Origin of the sequence: Rhodobacter sp. SY28-1 (genome assembly GCF_005222785.1) — a bacterium.
Classification (GTDB): domain Bacteria; phylum Pseudomonadota; class Alphaproteobacteria; order Rhodobacterales; family Rhodobacteraceae; genus Tabrizicola.
On the sequence record NZ_STGH01000001.1, the window covers coordinates 631745 to 648359 of the forward strand.

A 16615-nucleotide genomic window follows, 5' to 3' on the forward strand; every position below is an offset into this window, starting at 1 on the left:
CGAGTCAGCAATGCCCCGCGCGCTCGACCTTGCCCTGACCGCCGTTGCCCCGATCATATGGGGAAGCACCTACATCGTCACCACCGAATCCCTGCCGCCGGGGTATCCGCTGACGGTCGCGGCGCTCCGCGCTCTCCCGGCGGGGCTCCTGCTCCTTGCAATCACCCGGGTCTTCCCGCCGCGGGAATGGCTGGGCCGGATCCTTGTCCTGGGCGCGCTGAACTTCGCCATCTTCTGGGCCTTACTGTTCATCGCGGCCTACCGGCTTCCCGGAGGCGCGGCCGCGACGCTCGGGGCACTTCAGGCCCTGATGGTCATCGGTTTCTCCCGTTGGCTCCTCGGCACACCCATCGCCGCCATTGCCATCATCGCGGCGGTGCTGGGTGTCGGAGGCGTGGCACTCCTCCTTCTGGGTCCGGCATCGGGCTACGATCTCCTTGGTATCGTGGCGGCGCTGGCAGGCACGGTTTCTATGGCGGCAGGAACCGTCCTAAGTCGGAAGTGGCAACCGCCGGTCCCGATCCTGGCATTCACCGCATGGCAACTGACCGCAGGAGGGTTGCTACTGGTCCCGATCGCTCTGCTGATTGAGCCGCCCCTGCCGCCCTTGACGACGACCAACCTAGCTGGTCTGGCTTGGCTTGGTCTCGTGGGCGCTGCGGCGACATACTGGTTCTGGCTGCGTGGCGTCGTGCGCCTTGGGCCCGGCGTGACGGCGATGTTAGGGATGCTCAGTCCGGTCTCAGCGGTCGTGTTGGGGTGGATCTGGCTTGACCAGTATCTGACGGCGTCGCAGCTACTTGGGGCATTCCTTGTAATGTCGGGGATCGGGCTGGGCTATGCCTCTAACCGCTCGCAAAACTTGAAGCCGAGCTCTTCCTAACTAGGCTGCATTGACGGATGGACCCCAAGAAGTGCAGCGAGGGAAGGAGGTGCCGACGGTCCGCTAAGGGCCGAGAGCGACTGCAAAGACGCGATGTGCGGTCTTCACCCTCCTAAGTTGCAAACTCGAACAGCTGGTTCAGCGGCAGACTCCGCGCGCGGGTTCCGGTCAGGTCGTAGAGCGCATTTGCAAGAGCGGGCGCAGCTGGCGGAGTGCCGGGCTCCCCGACTCCGCCGATATGACCGAAGGCTCCATTGTTCTGCAGCACCTTGACCTCGAACCCTGGTGTGGTGTGCATCCTGAGAGGCTCATAGTTGGTAAAGTTCTGCTCAACGACCGACTGGTCGGCGAAGGTGATGGCGCCCTGCACTGCGGCGGAAAGGCCGTAGACCACCGCGCCGGTCATCTGCGCCTCAATGATGCCCGGGTCCATGGCGAGGCCCGGGTCGCAGGCGATCCAGGCGCGGGTCAGCTTGATGCCGGCGGGGGTATCCTGCACCTCCAGCACCTGAGCGACGGGGGTGCCGAAAGAGTAGCAGTATGCGACGCCGCGCCCAAAGCCAGGGCGCTTCAGGCTGTCCCAGTCAGACATGTCCCGCACGGTTTCCAGAAGGGTTGCCGACGGCCCGTGGGTGTCACGCATAAGGTCCAGTCGAAAGGTCAGCGGGTCGGCCTTGGCCGCATGGGCCAGTTCGTCGATGAAGCTTTCCAGAAAGAAAGCGTTCATCGAGTTGCCAACCGACCGCCAAAAGCCAAGCGGCACTGTCAGGTCGGCAACATGGCCGTCGTAGCGGTAGTGCGGCAGACCGTAAGGCTGGTCAAACCCGCCTTCGACGGTCGCGCGATCGGGGCCGGGAGGCGCGAACCCGACCAGCCGCGACAGGGCATTCCGGCTTGCCGAGGGCGCCGCAGTCCGACCCCATAGTGCCGTGGCTTTGCCGTTCTCGACCCGCCCCGACAGCCGGGCGATGGCGGCAGGGCGATAGAAGTCCTGCGTCATGTCCTCTTCGCGGCTGTAGGTCAGCTTGACCGGAGTGTCCGGCATTGCGGCGGCGATGCGGGCTGCCAACACGGCCGGTACCGGATCGGTTCTACCTCCAAAACCTCCGCCCATCACTGGCGTGTGCAGCCTGACCTTGTCCGACCCGATCCGAAGGGAAGATGCGATGGCATCCCGGGTCATGATCGGTGCTTGGTTGCCACACCAGACTTCGACTGCGCCATCGGGTTTGACCCAGGCAGTGGCGTTCAGCGGCTCCATCGAAGCATGAGCCAGGAAAGGGATGCGGTACTCGGCTTCTATTCTGTCGCCTTTGGCCAGTTCAGCCTCGACTTCGCCGTCATCGCGGAGCCGCGAGTCCGGCTCGGTCGCAAAGGCCGCCTCGATGCGGGTCATCATGGCAGCGGTGTCGACCAGATAATCCGCGTCGCCCCATTGAACATCTACCAACTGCGCCGCTTGCATTGCAGTCCAGGTATTGTTGGCAATGACCGCTATGCCGTTGCCAAGGCCGACCACTTGATCGACCCCCGGCATCGACAGCGCGGCGGCCGGGTCAAAGCTGGTCATGGCGCCGCCGCGCTTTGGGTTCATGCGAACCGTAGCAAATTTCATGCCGGGAAGCGTGATGTCGATCCCGAAGGTCTCGGTCCCGGTACACTTGCCCACCATGTCGAGGCGCGGCATTGTCTTGCCGATGTAGCGCCAGGTCGAAGGGTCGCGGAGCGGAACGTCCTCCGGCACCATTGTCGCGGCTTCTTCTGCCAGTTCGGCATAGGTGAAGGTCTGTTCGCCGATAACCTTTCCGCCTTCTGTTTTGAGTGTGTCAGGCAGGACGCCGAGCCGCTTGGCCGCAGCAGCCTTCAAGGCCTCTCGCGCACCGGCGCCTGCCAGGCGCATCTGCACGAAGCCACCAATCGCGCCCGTCGAGCCACCGGTCATCTGCAGCGAGAAGATCTTCGGCACGGCAGCCAGAATGGCGTTGTGAGAGTTTTCCCGAAGCGAGAGCTGGTAATCGGGCTCGTTCGACATCCGTTCAACAAAGCCTGCGTTGTAATAGGCCTGGGCGGGCGGCCCGTGCAAGACGCGGACCTGTTCCCAGTCGACGTCCAGTTCTTCCGCCACCAGTGCGGCCAGTGTGGTGGAAATCCCTTGCCCCATCTCGGCCCGCGGGGCGATGACGGTGATGCCGTCCGCGTTGATGATGACCCAAGGATTGAGCGGAGTGGAGCCAGGGGCAGGCGTTAGAGGATTGGCCGGGACTTCGGCGACCTTGTAGGCCCCGAAGGCCGCGCCACCGACAACGGCAGCACCCAGCACAATGAACGACCGACGGGTGATGGTTTTCCAGGATGCCATGTCAGCCCGCCTTCATCATCGTTGCAGCCTCATGGATCGCGGCGCGGATACGGGGATAGGTGCCACAGCGGCAGAGGTTGCCCTGCATCGCATCATCGATGTCCTGGTCCGTCGGGTCCGGGATCTGAGCCAGCAACGATGCAGCCTGCATGATCTGACCGGACTGGCAGTAGCCGCACTGCGCGACCTGGTGCTTGACCCATGCCTCCTGCAGCGGGGCAAGGGCACCCGGCTGGCCAAGGCCTTCAATGGTGGTGATCTCGCCACCTGCATCGGCCAGCGGGACCTGGCATGACCGGACCGCTTCACCGTCAATCAGCACGGTGCAGGCCCCACAGGCGGCGACGCCGCAACCGAACTTGGTGCCGGTCATCGCCAGACCGTCGCGCAGCGCCCACAGCAATGGAACATCGCCGGGAAGGTCAACCTGGCGCCGGGCGCCGTTTACCGAGAGGGTGAAGGACATCAGGATCTCCGCTGTTTCTGACAATTTGGACTCAATATGTCAATTTGTCAATGGCCGGTTTGACGTCAGGTCGGGGGTCCCGTATCCTGTACGCATGACCATGCAGGACGAGCCGCAGATCGACACGAAAGAAGCCGCGATCCTGCGCGCGGCCTTCGAATGCTTTGCGCGCTATGGGCTTCGGCGGACCTCGATGGCCGATATCGCGTCGGGTGCGGGCATGTCCCGCCCGGCGCTTTACCTGCACTACGCAGGCAAGGAAGACATCTTCAACGCGCTGGTGCGCATCCATTTCGAGACCTCCGAAAAGGCCGTCGAACGGGTGCTTGCCAAGCCGGGCCCCGCAGCCGAGGTCCTGCTGGCCGCCTTCCATGCGATCGACGGCGAGGCCGTGGAAGCGATGCTCAACTCGCCCCACGCTGACGAGATCCTGTCGGCGAACGGTCCGTTTTCGCAGGCGGCCGTTGTGGAGGCGCACGCCCGGATCACGCGTCACATCGCGCGCTGGATCGAGATTGGCGTGTCAGAGGGGCGCTTCAGCCTGGACGGGCTGCACGCCACCGCCGACGAGTTTGCCGCAGCAGTGATGGCGACGAAATTCGGGATAAAATCCTTTGCAAAGGACTTTGCCGACTATCGCGCGGCCCAGGGTCGCGTTGCGGCGATCTTCGGAAAGGCTTTGTCGAGCAAGTAGAGCGAGACTGGGTCCAGTGGCATAGTCAGAGGAATCTCCATGCACACTGCTTGACGGCCCCTCAACTTCGACTGGGACCATAAGCTATTGTCTTCCAAGGCTAATGCCATGAAACCGAGCCGCGAAACTCAACAAACGAGCGACCATAAGCCTACCAGGCGGGTTTCCTCTGACAAGCCCTTTCGCCCGCGGCAACCCGAGTCAGGCGCGCGAATGCTCGCGCCACGGGGCGTCTGACATAGACCGCACGGACCGCACGGGCGGACGCCGACGTGCTGGACCGCATGGGCCGGGCACTGGAACTGACCCCCACTCCGCCGGAAGATCCTGATCGCGCAAGGCTTTCCGCTCTCGTGGCGCGCCACGAAGAATCGGGCCGCTATCGCCCGCGATCTTTGGCTTGCCCGCGAGATCGGGGCCCTGACCGCGGTGCTTCCGGCTCATCACTAAGCGGTCGAGGAAACCATCGCCGCCCCGATCGAAACCCGCACCCTTTCGCCGCCGAAGTCCGCCGCCTGCGCTCGGTTCCTGGCATCGGACCGATGATGGCCGCCGTACTGATCGCCCGACTGTTCGCCCTATAGGTTATGCAGTGAACGCCGGAAGAGACCCCCGGCGTCCTTAGAGTTCAAATCGCGATCGACTGTTCGACCTTCTTCACCTGGACCCGGGCCAGGCCGAGGTTCGCCTGGGTCTTGTCCAGCGCGACATAGAGGAAGACGGTGGGCGTCTTCTCCATCGGGCGGATCAGGTGGTACTGCTTGCCGAGCGTGATCAGGATATCCTCGATCTTGTCGTTCAGCCCCAGCATCTGGATCGCCCTGTTCTTGGCGCGCACGACCTCGGTGTTGGCGGCGCTGGCAGCGTCGAGATCGAACTTCCCGCCGCCGACAGCGGACATCATCATCCCGGATTCGCTGTCGACGAGGCAACCGCCGATGAAGCCGGTGATTTCGTTCAGTGCAGAGATATCGAGAGACATGGCTTTTCCTTCAAGGGTTGGAGTGGAAACAGAGGCCTTCCCCGGGTCGGGTGCAGCCTTCGGCTGGGCGGGCCGGGTCGGCCGGGCAGGCCGCTTGATGCCCAAGGCTCGGTCAATCAGTTTCACGTTCGATTCCTCTTGCCCGGTGAGTTGACGAATATCCTCCAACCAGTCTTCGGCGGTCTGGTACCGCTCTCCTGGGAACAGATGCATGGCCTTGTCGATGCTTTCCAGAAACCCCGCCGGATAGCCGACGAAGTTCCCGGCCAGCGGGATGACCGGATCGGGTCCATGCGCGGCGCGGGCGGCGATCCGGGTCTGGCTGTCGGCGGGGGCCTCGCCGGTGATGGCGTGATAGAGCGAGGCGCCGAGTGAGTAGATATCACTCCACCGGCCGACATTGCCGCCGGCGAAGTAAAGCTCGTGCGGGGAGTAGCCGTCCTTGACGATGGTCAGGGCGGATTTCGCTTCGTTGCCGGTGTCGGAAATCCAGCTGGCGGCGCCGAAGTCGATCAGGACCGGCTCACCTTCGGTGTTGATGAAGATGTTGTCGGGCGACACGTCGCGGTGCAGGATGTCGTTGTCATGGACATAGGCCAGGGCGGCGATCATCTTGATGGCGAGGGTCATGATCCAGGCTGGGGTGCGCAGGATCCGGTTGTCGTCGATGATGTTCAGGAGGTCGTCGCCCTGGATGCGGTCCAGGACCATGTAGGCGGTGTCGTTCTCCTGGAAGACCTCGTGCACGCGGACGACATTGGGGTGGTGCAGGGTGGACAGGCTGCGGGCTTCCTTGAGGAAGCATTTCAGGATCTTCGCCATCTCGCGCTGGCAGCCTTCGCTGCGCGGCCGGACGGACTTGCGCAACCGGCGGCTATGCGCGCCCGAGAAGCACTCCTTGATGACGACATCCTTGCCGGTCTGGTCGGTGGCGAAGTAGGTGATCCCGAAGCCGCCACAGGTGATTGTGCTGTCTATCCGGTACTGATCGTGGAACAGGACCGAACCGGGGGGAAGCTCATCCGGGGAGGAGAAGCCAGCTTCGGTGTCTATCGTTTCGGCATACATGGCACGAAGATCCATTGTCAGGCCGCAGTGACGGCGGAGTTGGGGGGAGTCCTTACCGCTGCACCACTCTACCCAAAGGTGCATCCGGAAAGTGTCTGGAGTTGGGCGTTTCCCTCGACTCCGTGCTTAAGGAAAAGGCCGGATTGCCGGGGTCGTCGAAGGGTTGGCAGAAGCGGCAGCTCACGGAAACTGCCTTGATGATTGCAACCCAGGGTGGATATTGCACACGGTTGCAATACTGCAATGTTCTTTAGTGTCGGCCAGTTACAGGCTCGACTGCCAATTCTGTGCCGACCACAATCCCGGACAACCCGGCGAGAATGCCGGACTTTGGTCGCGGCGCTTTGTTAATGCCCAGTTAATTTTGGGTTAACGGTTTGGGCGTTATCGCGACATTGCGCCGCACTTGCCGAAACGTAGGCGCGCTCTAACTGCAGCGATTCGCTGCATGAAACGAAATCCTCGGCCCCAGCGCCAAGGCAGGGTCATGCACGGAGCCAGGAAGCGGGGGCCTTGCAAACGGCCTCACCACCTGGACCGTCAGATGAGGTTCTGGCCCGCCCCTTGGATTCACAACCTCCCCAACCGCTCCGTCAGCAGCCGGTAGAACCCGTCCCGGTCCACGGAGCCCACGAACATTCATGGACAGGAGGTTAAGCTAGCATAGCGCGGGCCTCGAACTCCATGGGGCTGAGGTAGCAAAGGTTTCAAATGCGCGCGTATTGTAGAAGCGCTCGATGAGTCGAACACGTCGGCACGGGCTTCGTCGCGGGTGCGGTAGACTTTGCGGGGGCATTGTCAGAAGAAACTGATCTGCTAATCTCAAAGCCGGGAAATCTAGAGTCGGTCGCGTCAGACTGCTTAGCAAAGCTCAAGCAAGCTTGGGGTTTTGTCCAGCTGGCGGGTAAGGCGGGCGCAGGATGGCGCCCCTGGCACATTCCTCTGACCAAGCCCGAAATTCTCTTGTCCGTCTGCAATCCCACCGGAGCTTGAATGTCGGCCTCAATTGAACATCTGCATCTGCAAGCGGAGATGACTCCGACGCCGATCGGCTCCAGCACTTTGCACCATCAGGCGGGGCTTCTGGTCGCGACCTCCGCTCCCAACGGTCCGAGCGGCGTCGCGCTTCTTGGAGCCTTTTTCGGGGGACACCGCCATGACTTCACGGTCTGGGTTCGCCTGGGAACTGCCGAAGTGCTACGGATCGAGGTTCACGGTTCGATCAGCCGAATGAGCAAGGTCGTCGTTCATATCGCGCGCGACGGGACGATCCTGCTCCGGGGCGAAGAGGTTGATCGTCTGCAGGTTTGGTCCAAGAACGACGGGCTGCAGATCGAGCTGTCTTTTCTTGCCTATGTCTCGGCGGTCGACTGGATCTATCTTTTCGGCCGCGACACAACCGATGCCGCCGGTCCGGTCCTGTCCTGTGCCGGGGCGAGCCTGCAGCCCGTGGCTGAGGCACGCCCTCACCCCGTCCGCCATCTTCCCCTGCGTCGGGTGGCCGACGCGCATGCGATCTGCCAGTCTTTTGCCGTCCTCAACAACGTCTTCACGCTGACATTCGAAATCGTCAGGCCAGGCAGCCGTCTGGTCGGACTAGGCCTGACGACCGATCTTGAGGTCTTGCAGGCGCGCTGGTGGACCTGGGCGCTGCAGGATCTGCAACCGAGGCACGGAGAACTTGTCGCCAGCCGACCGGTCCACCCCATCCCGTCGCCGGCCTTGATGGACGCGTTCGGACCGGGACATTCAGGCCTGGGCCACGCAATCTCGGGCGTCTATGCCGATTGGCATGAATTGGCCCGCCAGACAATTGCCGACGCGGATCGCCGGGCTAACCTGACGCTCCACGCCCGTTTCGACTGCGGGGCGGTGATCGATCTGCCCGTGACGGATATCCTAACGAACCCCGAGGCTCTTCCGATCAGCCATATGCTGGTTGACCGATATTGCGCTGAACATCTAGCAACCTGTGGAGGCAAGCCTGTCTTTCTGGAGGTCGGCGCCAGGGGTCCGGCCAGTGCCCGGATGCGCCGCAAGGTCGAGGCGGGCTGGACCTATGTCGGGATGGATTATCTCGCCGATAACAACGTTGATATCGTGGGCGACGCGCACCGGCTGACCGACCTGATCGCACAGGGATCAATCGACATGGTCTATTCTTCCGAGGTCATGGAACATCTCTTATCCCCGTTGCGCTTTGTTCTTGAGGCAAATCGCGTCCTCAAGACGGGCGGGCTCTTCATCGCCCGGATGCCGACGATCTGGCCCCTGCATGCCGAGCCGTGGGATTACTGGCGGATTACACGACATGGCTGGACATCGCTTCTGAATATCAACACCGGCTTTGAAATCCTGGACCGCTGCGAGGATGGTCACGCATCTGTCGTTCCACACCAGCCTGAAACAGGGTCAGGCGTCATGCACATGGCCTCGGCTCCGGCTCCCATGCTCACGATGGTCGTCGCCCGCAAGATTGCCGAGGTGCCTGTGGACACCAGCGGCTGGTCGCCCGGGCTGGCACTTGGCAGCTACGACCACGCTTAGGTCCGCCTCAGCGACCCGTGCGCTGAAGCTGCAACGCCTCGACATGGAGACGGGCGAGCTCGGGATCACCGCCACAGGCCTGCAACTCGCGCAACCACATAGCCGCTGCTTGCCCCCGTGCATTTTTCCGGCAGAAATCACCTTTGAGGAACGGGAACCCGCTGCGCAAGAGCTCGCGCCAGAGGTGGTGGGTCGGGTTGAAGGTCGGCCGAATGTCCAGATCGACACCCGACAGGTCCGAAAGCGGGAAAAGACAGAGAGAGCGCAGCCCCAGCAAGCCTTCGAACACCTGTCGCAGAAAGACCTCGTACTGGAAGATGGCATGTGTCTTGGTAGTCAAGTCGCGGATCGACGCCATGAAGGATTGTACTGCAGGATGCCGCAACGCCTCGCCCTTAAGGCCCCAAAAGAAGCTTTGGAAGTGCCGCTCGGCAAACTCGGATTCGGTCAGGAAGAACAGCGGAGCGGGGCTGGTCGCGACTCGTTCGACAACTGCTTCGAACGAGGCGAAGGGCCCAATTATGCTGTCGTTGGTGAACAGCAAGAGCTCGGCGTCCCACAGGCTGGGAAACCGCGTGAGCGCATCGCGCCACCCTCCGAAATCAAAGCCGGAATTGTCCCGCGCAATCACCACGGCCGCGAGGTCGAGGCAGTCCACTGACGGCAGCAGGTCCGACCTACCGTTGACCACTAGGACGACCGCGAAACCCAACGCCTTAAGGCGCTGCAGGTAATGCCGCGTATAGGGTAGGATACGTCCGTCCGGCGCATAGGTCACGAAGACTGCGGCGCGACGCCCGGCAAACCTGACCCTGCGCCGCGCATGCGATGTCAGCCGGGCACGAGCAGAGACTTCGGTAGGTTCGCCGGGACAATGGGTCTCAATCGCCCGACAGCGACGGCGCACGAAGGCGACCTGGCGATTTCCTGCAGCCATGCATTCTGCTGAGAGGTAGCGGAGGGCCGAATGGCGCAGATAAAGCTTACGGCGCGCCTCTCGCGAAAGCTCGACCCGCCTCGGACCCGCGATGCTGCCGCCGCGCGCATGGCCAACATAGCAGTCGTCGGCGATCCGCAGATGAAACCCCGCGTCCAAGGCGCGCAAAGAGAGGTCTTGGAATTCCCCGTATCCAAAGGGAAAGAGGTCAAGATCGAGCCCGCCCAGCGCGTCATAGATGCGGCGATCGACAAGCACGCAAAAGCCGTGAATCAGCGCACTGTCCGGCGCGCCGAAGACCTTGACCATCGCCAGCCTGCTTTGCAGCAGGCTGATCATGTCCGTTGAAGGCATCGGCGTGTCGGTATAGTTCCCGTTGGCATCAAAGATATCGCCAAGGTTCTGCCAGCCTGCCGCATTGGACAGCGGCCCGACCATCGCGACACGCCCATCCGCAGGCATCGCAGCGTTCAGCCGGTCCAGCCATCCCGCGCTTACGACGCAATCGCTGTTCAGGGCTACAAAGCGCTTTGTGCGGCTTGCGGACAATCCCCTTGCGAGTGCGCGCGCATAGCCGACCGTGCCTCCGGTCCGAATCACCCGCAGGTCAGCCCGTCCACGAGCGGCGTCCTGCATCCAGCGCCGCGTCGCGGGAGAAGATCCATCGTCGACAAGGATGATCCTACCCAAAGCCGGGGTGCGGTGGTTGTCGAGGCTTCGCAGACAGGCCTGCAGATGCTCAAGTCCGTCGTGCACGGGGAGCACGACGTCAATGGGGTGTACGGGCGCATCATAGGCATCATCAGCGCGCAACCGTGTTGCCGGGACCGGCAAGCCTACCGCCGTCAGGAATTCTTCGGCACGGGCGGTCGGTGAAGCCTGCATGAAATCGGCGAAAATCTCCCGGAAACAGCGGAGCGGGGCAGCGCGCGTCGGAAATGCCTCGCACAGTTCCGCCGCAAGGATCAGGGCGGCCTCATAATCGCCCAAGGCACGATGGACCTCACATTCCAGTAGGGCCGCCTCAGCTGGATTTGCCTTAGCAGAGTAAAGCCAAGTCAGGTCAGCAATCGCTTCCGGGGCACGATCCAACTGAATAAGGGCAGAAGCCCGCACAAATCGCAGATCAACCTGGTCTGGGTTTCGAGAGAGAAGCGCTTCAGCCTCGTTCAGCGCGAGCGATGGGCATTCGGCTGCCAGATAGGCAATTGCCAGCGAAATCCTTGCCCCAGGAAGCTCTGGCGCAATCTCCAGCGCGCCGCGATAGCTGGCGATGGCGTCAATGATCTTATGCTGGCGGTATTGAGCCGTTCCGAGGCTGAGCAGCGAGTCTGCATCCTGCGGGTCCTGTGCCAGTGCATCTCGCCACCACCGTTCGGCGGCGGCCATGTCGCGACGCCTCATTGCCGCACTCGCGAGCGCGATGCTCAAGGAAGCGCTGGTCTGGCCAAGGCGGGCCGCCTTCATCAGGCTCCAATAGGCTAGGTCGGCATGGCCTTGGGACAGGTACGCCATGCCGCGATCGACTAGACGGGGCGCGATCACCTGAAGTGCAAGCTTCCATTTGACTGATCTTCGCGGGGAAACTGCGGCGAGAGCGGTCTTGCGGCTATGCTGTCGCACCATCGTCCAGCAGTTCCTTCTAGCCCCCTATCCTGATCGAGGCCGGGGATCAGCACACGCTGTCGATATCTGCCCAGCCGACAGAGAACTGCGGGCGTTCATTCAAGAAGTCATAGGTCAGCGTTGCTGCGCCTTCATCGAAGGTGTAGCCGATACCTGCATCCAGACCCCAATAGCCCTCAAAGAACCACGTCGCCCCGGCGGCGCCGACAACCTGATCTGGCTTGTCATTGGACAGGATCTTGCCGGTGACACCCCATGCGGGCTGTTCCCCGCCGCCGAAGTTCACCGAGATGCCGACCATCACGGTTGGGTCCGCAAATGCTGGACAAGACAAGAATAGCGTCAAGAGTGCGGTCGAACTAGCAAGCGATCTCATGGCGCCTCCGCTCTACTACAACTTCACTTTGCCCTTCTCCAATATAGTAGTATTCGCCTCTTAGTTGTTTTTTGTCAATGCTCGCGGCTGCGAGATGGAACTCAATTGGATCGTCTCATATATTGCGCGGCGTGGGGCATTTATTGCGCGTCCCCCCCGCGCGCCCGGGCCAGGACGTCGGAAAGAACCTGTAACGACGATGACAGGTCCGCATGGTCGCCCATTTGAACGCTTGCCAGCAGGGAGGTAGTCATCGCCTCGGACAATGCGATGACGTACTGACGCTCCGCAAAGGGCAGGAAGCTTTGCGCCTCCTGACCGAACTGCAGATCGACATCGGCGCGGCGCCGCAGGACAGTCAACGCGTCATCGACCATCCGCAGCTTTGTCCGCCGGTCGTTGTCGCGGTGTCCGACGAGAATCCCACCAAACAAGAGTACCGTGCCCAGCCAGGACGGGTAGCGCTCAAGCTCGGCCAGGGGTGTGCGGATCTCAAGTAGCCGCGCGATGTCAGCCTGCATCAGATTGAGTCCATAGGCCTCGCTCGCAAGCGCCAAAAGGCGGTTCCAAGCTGCTTCAGCAACATCGGCAAATCCGGTGTTCAACCCGTCCTTGAGCAGTCGCGCCAGCGCACCGCCGGCGATATGCGGATCCTTGTGCCGGGCATAGCGCTCCAAAAAGGCAAAATAGCGCGGCCAGTCCGTCCGACCGTAGGCAACGGCGGGAAGTTCGGACCGGCTGGCCCATACGATCATCTGCCCGTCATGCGTCTCGATGCGGAAATGCAGGCCGCGACGGTTCAACATGTGCCGCATTGCCTGCTCAGACAGCATCGCATAGTGAAAGCCCGGCGATAGTGCAGCAATAAGGCGCGCACGATCGCTTGCTGGATCGATGGCTGTGGTCGACGGCGTGGTCAGAACAAGGACTGACCGCTGATCCAGCATTGAGACAAGATCCTCCATGAAACTTTCGGGGTCCGGGGTGTGTTCGATCACCTCGCTGGAGTAGACCACGGCAAACTGGCGGTCAGGCTCGCTATGGCGATAGGCGTCCAGCATCTGTGGACGGATATCCACCTCAAGCTTGGCGCGGCCAACCTCGCCGTAATACGAACTTTCCAGTCCTACCGCTGACCCGTGGTTGGAAGACCAGTAATCAACCACAAAGCCAAAGCCGCAGCCGACATCGATCAAATCGCCCTCTGGCACCGGGTCAAGTGCATTGAGTGGCGCGAGCATGGTGGTTATTCCGGCGCCAGCCTGGACGTAGTCCAGCCAGAAAGCCTCGCTGACGAAACTGTGGTAACCGATCACCGGATCTACACCGTCGAAGTAGTGAGAAAGGCAGGACAGACACTCGATCAGGCGATGCTCGCCCAAGTGACTGCTCACCGTCAGGATATGCTGGCCGCCGGTGGCCCCGCAGACGCGGCACGGACAGTCCGCGCGCACCTGGGGAGTGTCATGGAATGTGACTTCGATCATCTCCTGGATCCATTCATGTGCCCGACCCGGTCATGTCGGTCGCAGCATCCGCACCGCTAAATTGCGCTCAGGGTGGCATCCCCAGGATCGTCAAGTTAGGTCACATGCCACGCCCTGTCCATTGTCGGTGAATAGCGCTTAGGAACCCGGATCGCCCTCGGCGGGGACCTTGGCTGACCAATTGTATGATGCTCTGAGGAAACCGGCTTGCGAGTATCAATCAGGTTCGGTGATGGCGGGATGCTGACCGGGGTAGCTCTTCTCCTTGTGCCGGATGCGTACGGTGTAGACCGGGTAAGTGAGGAGATAGTGCAACTGCCCTCGGGTGAAGGGAAACATGCCACGGGCAAGACCGGATCGTGTGATCTCGGACAGCTAGCCTTCATCTTCTGCGGTTGCGAAATGCATCTCGATCTGGCGCAACTGAAGTTTCCAGGCGTTGGCGGTTTGATCGACGTAATCTGCCCAGCGCTGATCCATGCTGTGCACCATCGTCGCGCGGCATCCCTTGGCCGTCGGATCAATGGAAAGAGTCACAACGGAATTGTTCTCTTCCTCTTCTTCGTCCGAGGTGAACCAAGTGAAGACGAGCTTTCGAGGCCGGTCTATTTCGCGGTAGTAGCCCCAGTTCACCGCCTCGCCGTCCTCTCGCATGTCCGTGAAGGTGAACTTGCCCCCAATGCGCGGGTCTATTTCGATCCTGCGTACGTCAGTTGAGGGCATTCCGGGAACGGGTTGCGCTGCCCACGACCGTACCCTGACCGGATCGAGCCACGCGTCGAATACACGCTCGGCGGGCACATTGAATTCGTGAACGGCTTTAGCTTCGACCAGTTGGGGCATGGGTCTTCTCCCTTGAGCTTTTCTGATGGATCAGTCGTTCTTCGGCAGCCCCAGCCGGGCGGAATACAGCGCCTTCAGCTCTGGCGCTCCAGCCCGAATGGCACGCAGTCCCACGATGCGCCCCACTGGGCAGCTTTCCAAGAAGCGGTCCAGGACAGCGATGCAGACATGCCACCCGGCCGCAAAGCTGGAAAGGTGATCCGGCAATGTCGTCGTATGCCGCAAGATCAGGACAGTATTGGTGTCATCCGATTGCAGATCCCACGTCAACACGTCTTCCCCCCAGCGAAAGACAAGTAGTCGCGCAAAATCGGCTTCCAGGACCTCGCCGTCCAACAACCCGGTGTCGGCGCTGTCATCCGTCATCCGAAGACGTGCGGGGCCAAGGCTGTCCAGCGGTCGGTCCGATACGAAGGGCAGCCATTCCAACTGCTCGGAGGGTTCAACGAGGGCACGCCAGACCCGTTCAGGCCGATGGCACAGCGTCCTGGTGAAGATCAGCGTCGCAAGGCCGTTCCAAATCTCGCTTCGCACATCCGCCAGGGGACCCAGATCAAGCGCACCGCTCATCAGTGATCACGCTTTCGGTCAAGATGGCGTTCGAGGGCATCCAGATGCCGGCTCCATAGCTCTCGATAAGGTTCAAGCCAGGCATCGATGGCTTTGATCCTGTCAAACTCAAGTTGATAGATACGCCGTTGCGCGTCGGTACGGCTGCTGACGAAGCCCGCGTCTTTCAGCACTTTCAGGTGCTTGGAAACACTCGGTTGGGTCATCTGCAACTGGGCGGACAGGCTGTTTACGCTTGCCTCGCCCGTGCGAAGCCGGTCGAGAATGCTGCGGCGGGATGGCTCGGCCAGGATGGCAAAAGTGTCTTGCGGCATGCGGGGAGTATGCCTTTTGCGGAATATACGTGTCAAGGTATATAAGAAACAGACGGATGCGGGCGCGCAAGTAGGGCCACTGCCTTCCAGAAGCCGGCACCGGAAGTTTGCGCATTTTTACAATCGTCCGGCCGCCGCCTTGCCTAGGTTGACTTCATCGCAATCCAGCATGGATCGACCAGATGAACCGCCGTCAGTTCGCCAGCACACTCACCGCTTCAACCTTTCTTGGCGGTGTTTTCGCCCACACCACCTTCGCACAGGAGAAGACTGCCATGACCACGCCGACACCCTTCAAGATTGCCTTTCCCGCGGCGGACATCGAGGACCTCAAGGCGCGGCTTCGGTTGACACGCTGGCCGGACGAGCCTGTCGGGGCGGGCTGGATGATGGGCACCAACCTTGATTACATGCAGCGGCTGACCGACTATTGGCTGAACGGTTATGACTGGGGCAAGGCAGAGGCCGAGCTGAATGCCCTGCCGAACTACAAGGTGTCGATCGACGGGATCGACATGCATTTCGTCCACAAACCTGCGGCCCGGAAGGATGCAACGCCGCTTCTGCTGCTGCACGGCTGGCCGGATTCCTTCTTCCGCTACCACAAAGTCATCGACCGCCTGTCCGAGGATTTTAACGTCGTCGTCCCCTCAATTCCGGGCACGGGCTTTTCTGGCAAAACAGCGTTGCCGTTCGACACAGTTGCCGACCTTGCTGCAAAGCTGATGACCGAAGTTCTGGGCTATCCGAAGTTCATCGCCGCGGGGGGCGACATGGGATCGGTCATTGCCATGTCCCTGTCGCAGCGCAATCCCGACAAGCTTCTGGGCTATCATGTGACCGATGTCGGCTATCCCGACCACACCACCGACTTCGCGGCACTCAGCGGACCCGAGCAGGCATACGCCGGAGCCTTGCAGCAATGGTTCTTCCAGCACGGTGCATTCAACATGGTGCAGTCCTCGAAACCGCAAAGCCTGGCCTTTGGCATGACCGACTCGCCTGTCGGGCTGGCCGCCTGGATCCTCAGCTTCATGGCGGGGATGGGCGTTGGTGACGAGGTTGATAGCCGCTTTGGCCGCGACGCGCTTTTGACCAACATCATGATCTATTGGCTGACCGGCACCGCGGCGTCCTCCTTCCGGATCTACAATGTGAACGCCATGCAGCCACTGACAACCACTGGAACAGACACCAAGGTCCCGGTTGCCGTCGCGACCGAAGCGCCGATCCCCGGCATGGTTCGGATGCCGCGCGAATGGGCCGACCGGCAGACCGGCGGGAATGTCGTCCAGTTCCACGACCTGGAGACCGCCGGTCACTTTGCCGCCTGGGAGGACCCCGCATTCTACGTTCAGGACCTCCGGGAATTTGCCGCACTGCTGAACGGCTGACCTGCCTTGCTTCTGGCCGGAGGACTGCCGTCCGACCGGCCAGTTTGCCACACAGGGCCGATGTACCTG

At 61.7% G+C, this 16615-nt stretch carries 13 protein-coding genes and 1 pseudogene; 5 read left to right on the forward strand and 9 right to left on the reverse strand.

Annotated elements, in window-relative coordinates; all coding sequences use genetic code 11:
* The first annotated feature begins 10 nt into the window (after positions 1 to 10).
* On the forward strand, positions 11 to 883 hold the full coding sequence (locus E8M84_RS03155; RefSeq protein WP_137109715.1) for an EamA family transporter: 873 nt from the start codon (positions 11 to 13) through the stop codon (positions 881 to 883).
* Between the two features lie 112 nt (positions 884 to 995).
* Here the strand turns inward: E8M84_RS03155 and E8M84_RS03160 are convergent, their stop codons facing one another.
* Positions 996 to 3242 carry a xanthine dehydrogenase family protein molybdopterin-binding subunit gene (locus E8M84_RS03160; protein ID WP_137109716.1) on the reverse strand — a complete coding sequence of 749 codons (2247 nt, stop codon included), beginning with the start codon at positions 3240 to 3242 and terminating at the stop codon, positions 996 to 998.
* A 1-nt stretch (position 3243) separates the two neighbouring features.
* Entirely contained in the window at positions 3244 to 3708 is a 465-nt protein-coding gene (locus E8M84_RS03165) for a (2Fe-2S)-binding protein (RefSeq protein WP_137109717.1), read from the reverse strand.
* A gap of 94 nt (positions 3709 to 3802) precedes the next feature.
* Here E8M84_RS03165 and E8M84_RS03170 point away from each other — a divergent pair, with 94 nt between their 5' ends.
* Together E8M84_RS03170 and E8M84_RS21910 are read left to right on the forward strand one after the other, a co-directional pair.
* Complete coding sequence (locus tag E8M84_RS03170) at positions 3803 to 4402, forward strand: TetR/AcrR family transcriptional regulator (protein ID WP_137109718.1); 600 nt, start codon at positions 3803 to 3805, stop codon at positions 4400 to 4402.
* 184 nt (positions 4403 to 4586) lie between these two features.
* Positions 4587 to 4765 (forward strand): annotated as a pseudogene (locus E8M84_RS21910) (IS110 family transposase); the annotation flags it as partial.
* Between the two features lie 265 nt (positions 4766 to 5030).
* On the opposite strand, the gene E8M84_RS03175 reads toward E8M84_RS21910, so the two are convergent.
* Positions 5031 to 6452, reverse strand: a complete 1422-nt coding sequence (locus E8M84_RS03175; RefSeq protein WP_170971836.1) for a serine/threonine-protein kinase — start codon at positions 6450 to 6452, stop codon at positions 5031 to 5033.
* A gap of 1032 nt (positions 6453 to 7484) precedes the next feature.
* On the opposite strand from E8M84_RS03175, the gene E8M84_RS03180 reads away from it, so the two are divergent.
* A complete protein-coding gene (locus tag E8M84_RS03180; protein ID WP_170971837.1) occupies positions 7485 to 8999 on the forward strand; it encodes a methyltransferase domain-containing protein in 1515 nt (504 codons plus the stop codon).
* 7 nt (positions 9000 to 9006) lie between these two features.
* Here E8M84_RS03180 and E8M84_RS03185 read toward each other — a convergent pair whose 3' ends face one another.
* From E8M84_RS03185 to E8M84_RS03210, 6 genes are all read right to left on the reverse strand, one after another.
* Positions 9007 to 11451, reverse strand: a complete 2445-nt coding sequence (locus E8M84_RS03185; protein ID WP_170971838.1) for a glycosyltransferase — start codon at positions 11449 to 11451, stop codon at positions 9007 to 9009.
* A gap of 157 nt (positions 11452 to 11608) precedes the next feature.
* Entirely contained in the window at positions 11609 to 11863 is a 255-nt protein-coding gene (locus E8M84_RS03190; RefSeq protein ID WP_170971839.1) for a hypothetical protein, read from the reverse strand.
* A 215-nt stretch (positions 11864 to 12078) separates the two neighbouring features.
* Positions 12079 to 13425 (reverse strand): bifunctional 2-polyprenyl-6-hydroxyphenol methylase/3-demethylubiquinol 3-O-methyltransferase UbiG, encoded by a 1347-nt coding sequence (locus E8M84_RS03195; RefSeq protein ID WP_137109723.1) that lies wholly within the window; start codon positions 13423 to 13425, stop codon positions 12079 to 12081.
* A gap of 375 nt (positions 13426 to 13800) precedes the next feature.
* Positions 13801 to 14268, reverse strand: a complete 468-nt coding sequence (locus E8M84_RS03200) for an SRPBCC domain-containing protein (protein WP_137109724.1) — start codon at positions 14266 to 14268, stop codon at positions 13801 to 13803.
* Between the two features lie 30 nt (positions 14269 to 14298).
* On the reverse strand, positions 14299 to 14838 hold the full coding sequence (locus E8M84_RS03205) for an SRPBCC domain-containing protein (RefSeq protein WP_137109725.1): 540 nt from the start codon (positions 14836 to 14838) through the stop codon (positions 14299 to 14301).
* Positions 14838 to 15152, reverse strand: a complete 315-nt coding sequence (locus tag E8M84_RS03210; protein WP_137109726.1) for a helix-turn-helix transcriptional regulator — start codon at positions 15150 to 15152, stop codon at positions 14838 to 14840. The genes E8M84_RS03205 and E8M84_RS03210 overlap by 1 nt, the downstream gene beginning before the upstream one ends.
* Positions 15153 to 15334: 182 nt before the next feature.
* On the opposite strand from E8M84_RS03210, the gene E8M84_RS03215 reads away from it, so the two are divergent.
* Complete coding sequence (locus E8M84_RS03215; protein ID WP_137109727.1) at positions 15335 to 16546, forward strand: epoxide hydrolase family protein; 1212 nt, start codon at positions 15335 to 15337, stop codon at positions 16544 to 16546.
* Positions 16547 to 16615: the final 69 nt, after the last annotated feature.

What these genes read in the sequence shown, in the direction of transcription:
- E8M84_RS03155 (WP_137109715.1), top strand. Translation starts at nt 11, where the DNA reads ATGCCCCGCGCGCTCGACCTTGCCCTGACCGCCGTTGCCCCGATCATA.
- E8M84_RS03160 (WP_137109716.1), bottom strand. Translation starts at nt 3,242, where the DNA reads ATGGCATCCTGGAAAACCATCACCCGTCGGTCGTTCATTGTGCTGGGT.
- E8M84_RS03165 (WP_137109717.1), bottom strand. Translation starts at nt 3,708, where the DNA reads ATGTCCTTCACCCTCTCGGTAAACGGCGCCCGGCGCCAGGTTGACCTT.
- E8M84_RS03170 (WP_137109718.1), top strand. Translation starts at nt 3,803, where the DNA reads ATGACCATGCAGGACGAGCCGCAGATCGACACGAAAGAAGCCGCGATC.
- E8M84_RS03175 (WP_170971836.1), bottom strand. Translation starts at nt 6,452, where the DNA reads ATGTATGCCGAAACGATAGACACCGAAGCTGGCTTCTCCTCCCCGGAT.
- E8M84_RS03180 (WP_170971837.1), top strand. Translation starts at nt 7,485, where the DNA reads ATGACTCCGACGCCGATCGGCTCCAGCACTTTGCACCATCAGGCGGGG.
- E8M84_RS03185 (WP_170971838.1), bottom strand. Translation starts at nt 11,451, where the DNA reads ATGGCGTACCTGTCCCAAGGCCATGCCGACCTAGCCTATTGGAGCCTG.
- E8M84_RS03190 (WP_170971839.1), bottom strand. Translation starts at nt 11,863, where the DNA reads ATGGTCGGCATCTCGGTGAACTTCGGCGGCGGGGAACAGCCCGCATGG.
- E8M84_RS03195 (WP_137109723.1), bottom strand. Translation starts at nt 13,425, where the DNA reads ATGATCGAAGTCACATTCCATGACACTCCCCAGGTGCGCGCGGACTGT.
- E8M84_RS03200 (WP_137109724.1), bottom strand. Translation starts at nt 14,268, where the DNA reads ATGCCCCAACTGGTCGAAGCTAAAGCCGTTCACGAATTCAATGTGCCC.
- E8M84_RS03205 (WP_137109725.1), bottom strand. Translation starts at nt 14,838, where the DNA reads ATGAGCGGTGCGCTTGATCTGGGTCCCCTGGCGGATGTGCGAAGCGAG.
- E8M84_RS03210 (WP_137109726.1), bottom strand. Translation starts at nt 15,152, where the DNA reads ATGCCGCAAGACACTTTTGCCATCCTGGCCGAGCCATCCCGCCGCAGC.
- E8M84_RS03215 (WP_137109727.1), top strand. Translation starts at nt 15,335, where the DNA reads ATGAACCGCCGTCAGTTCGCCAGCACACTCACCGCTTCAACCTTTCTT.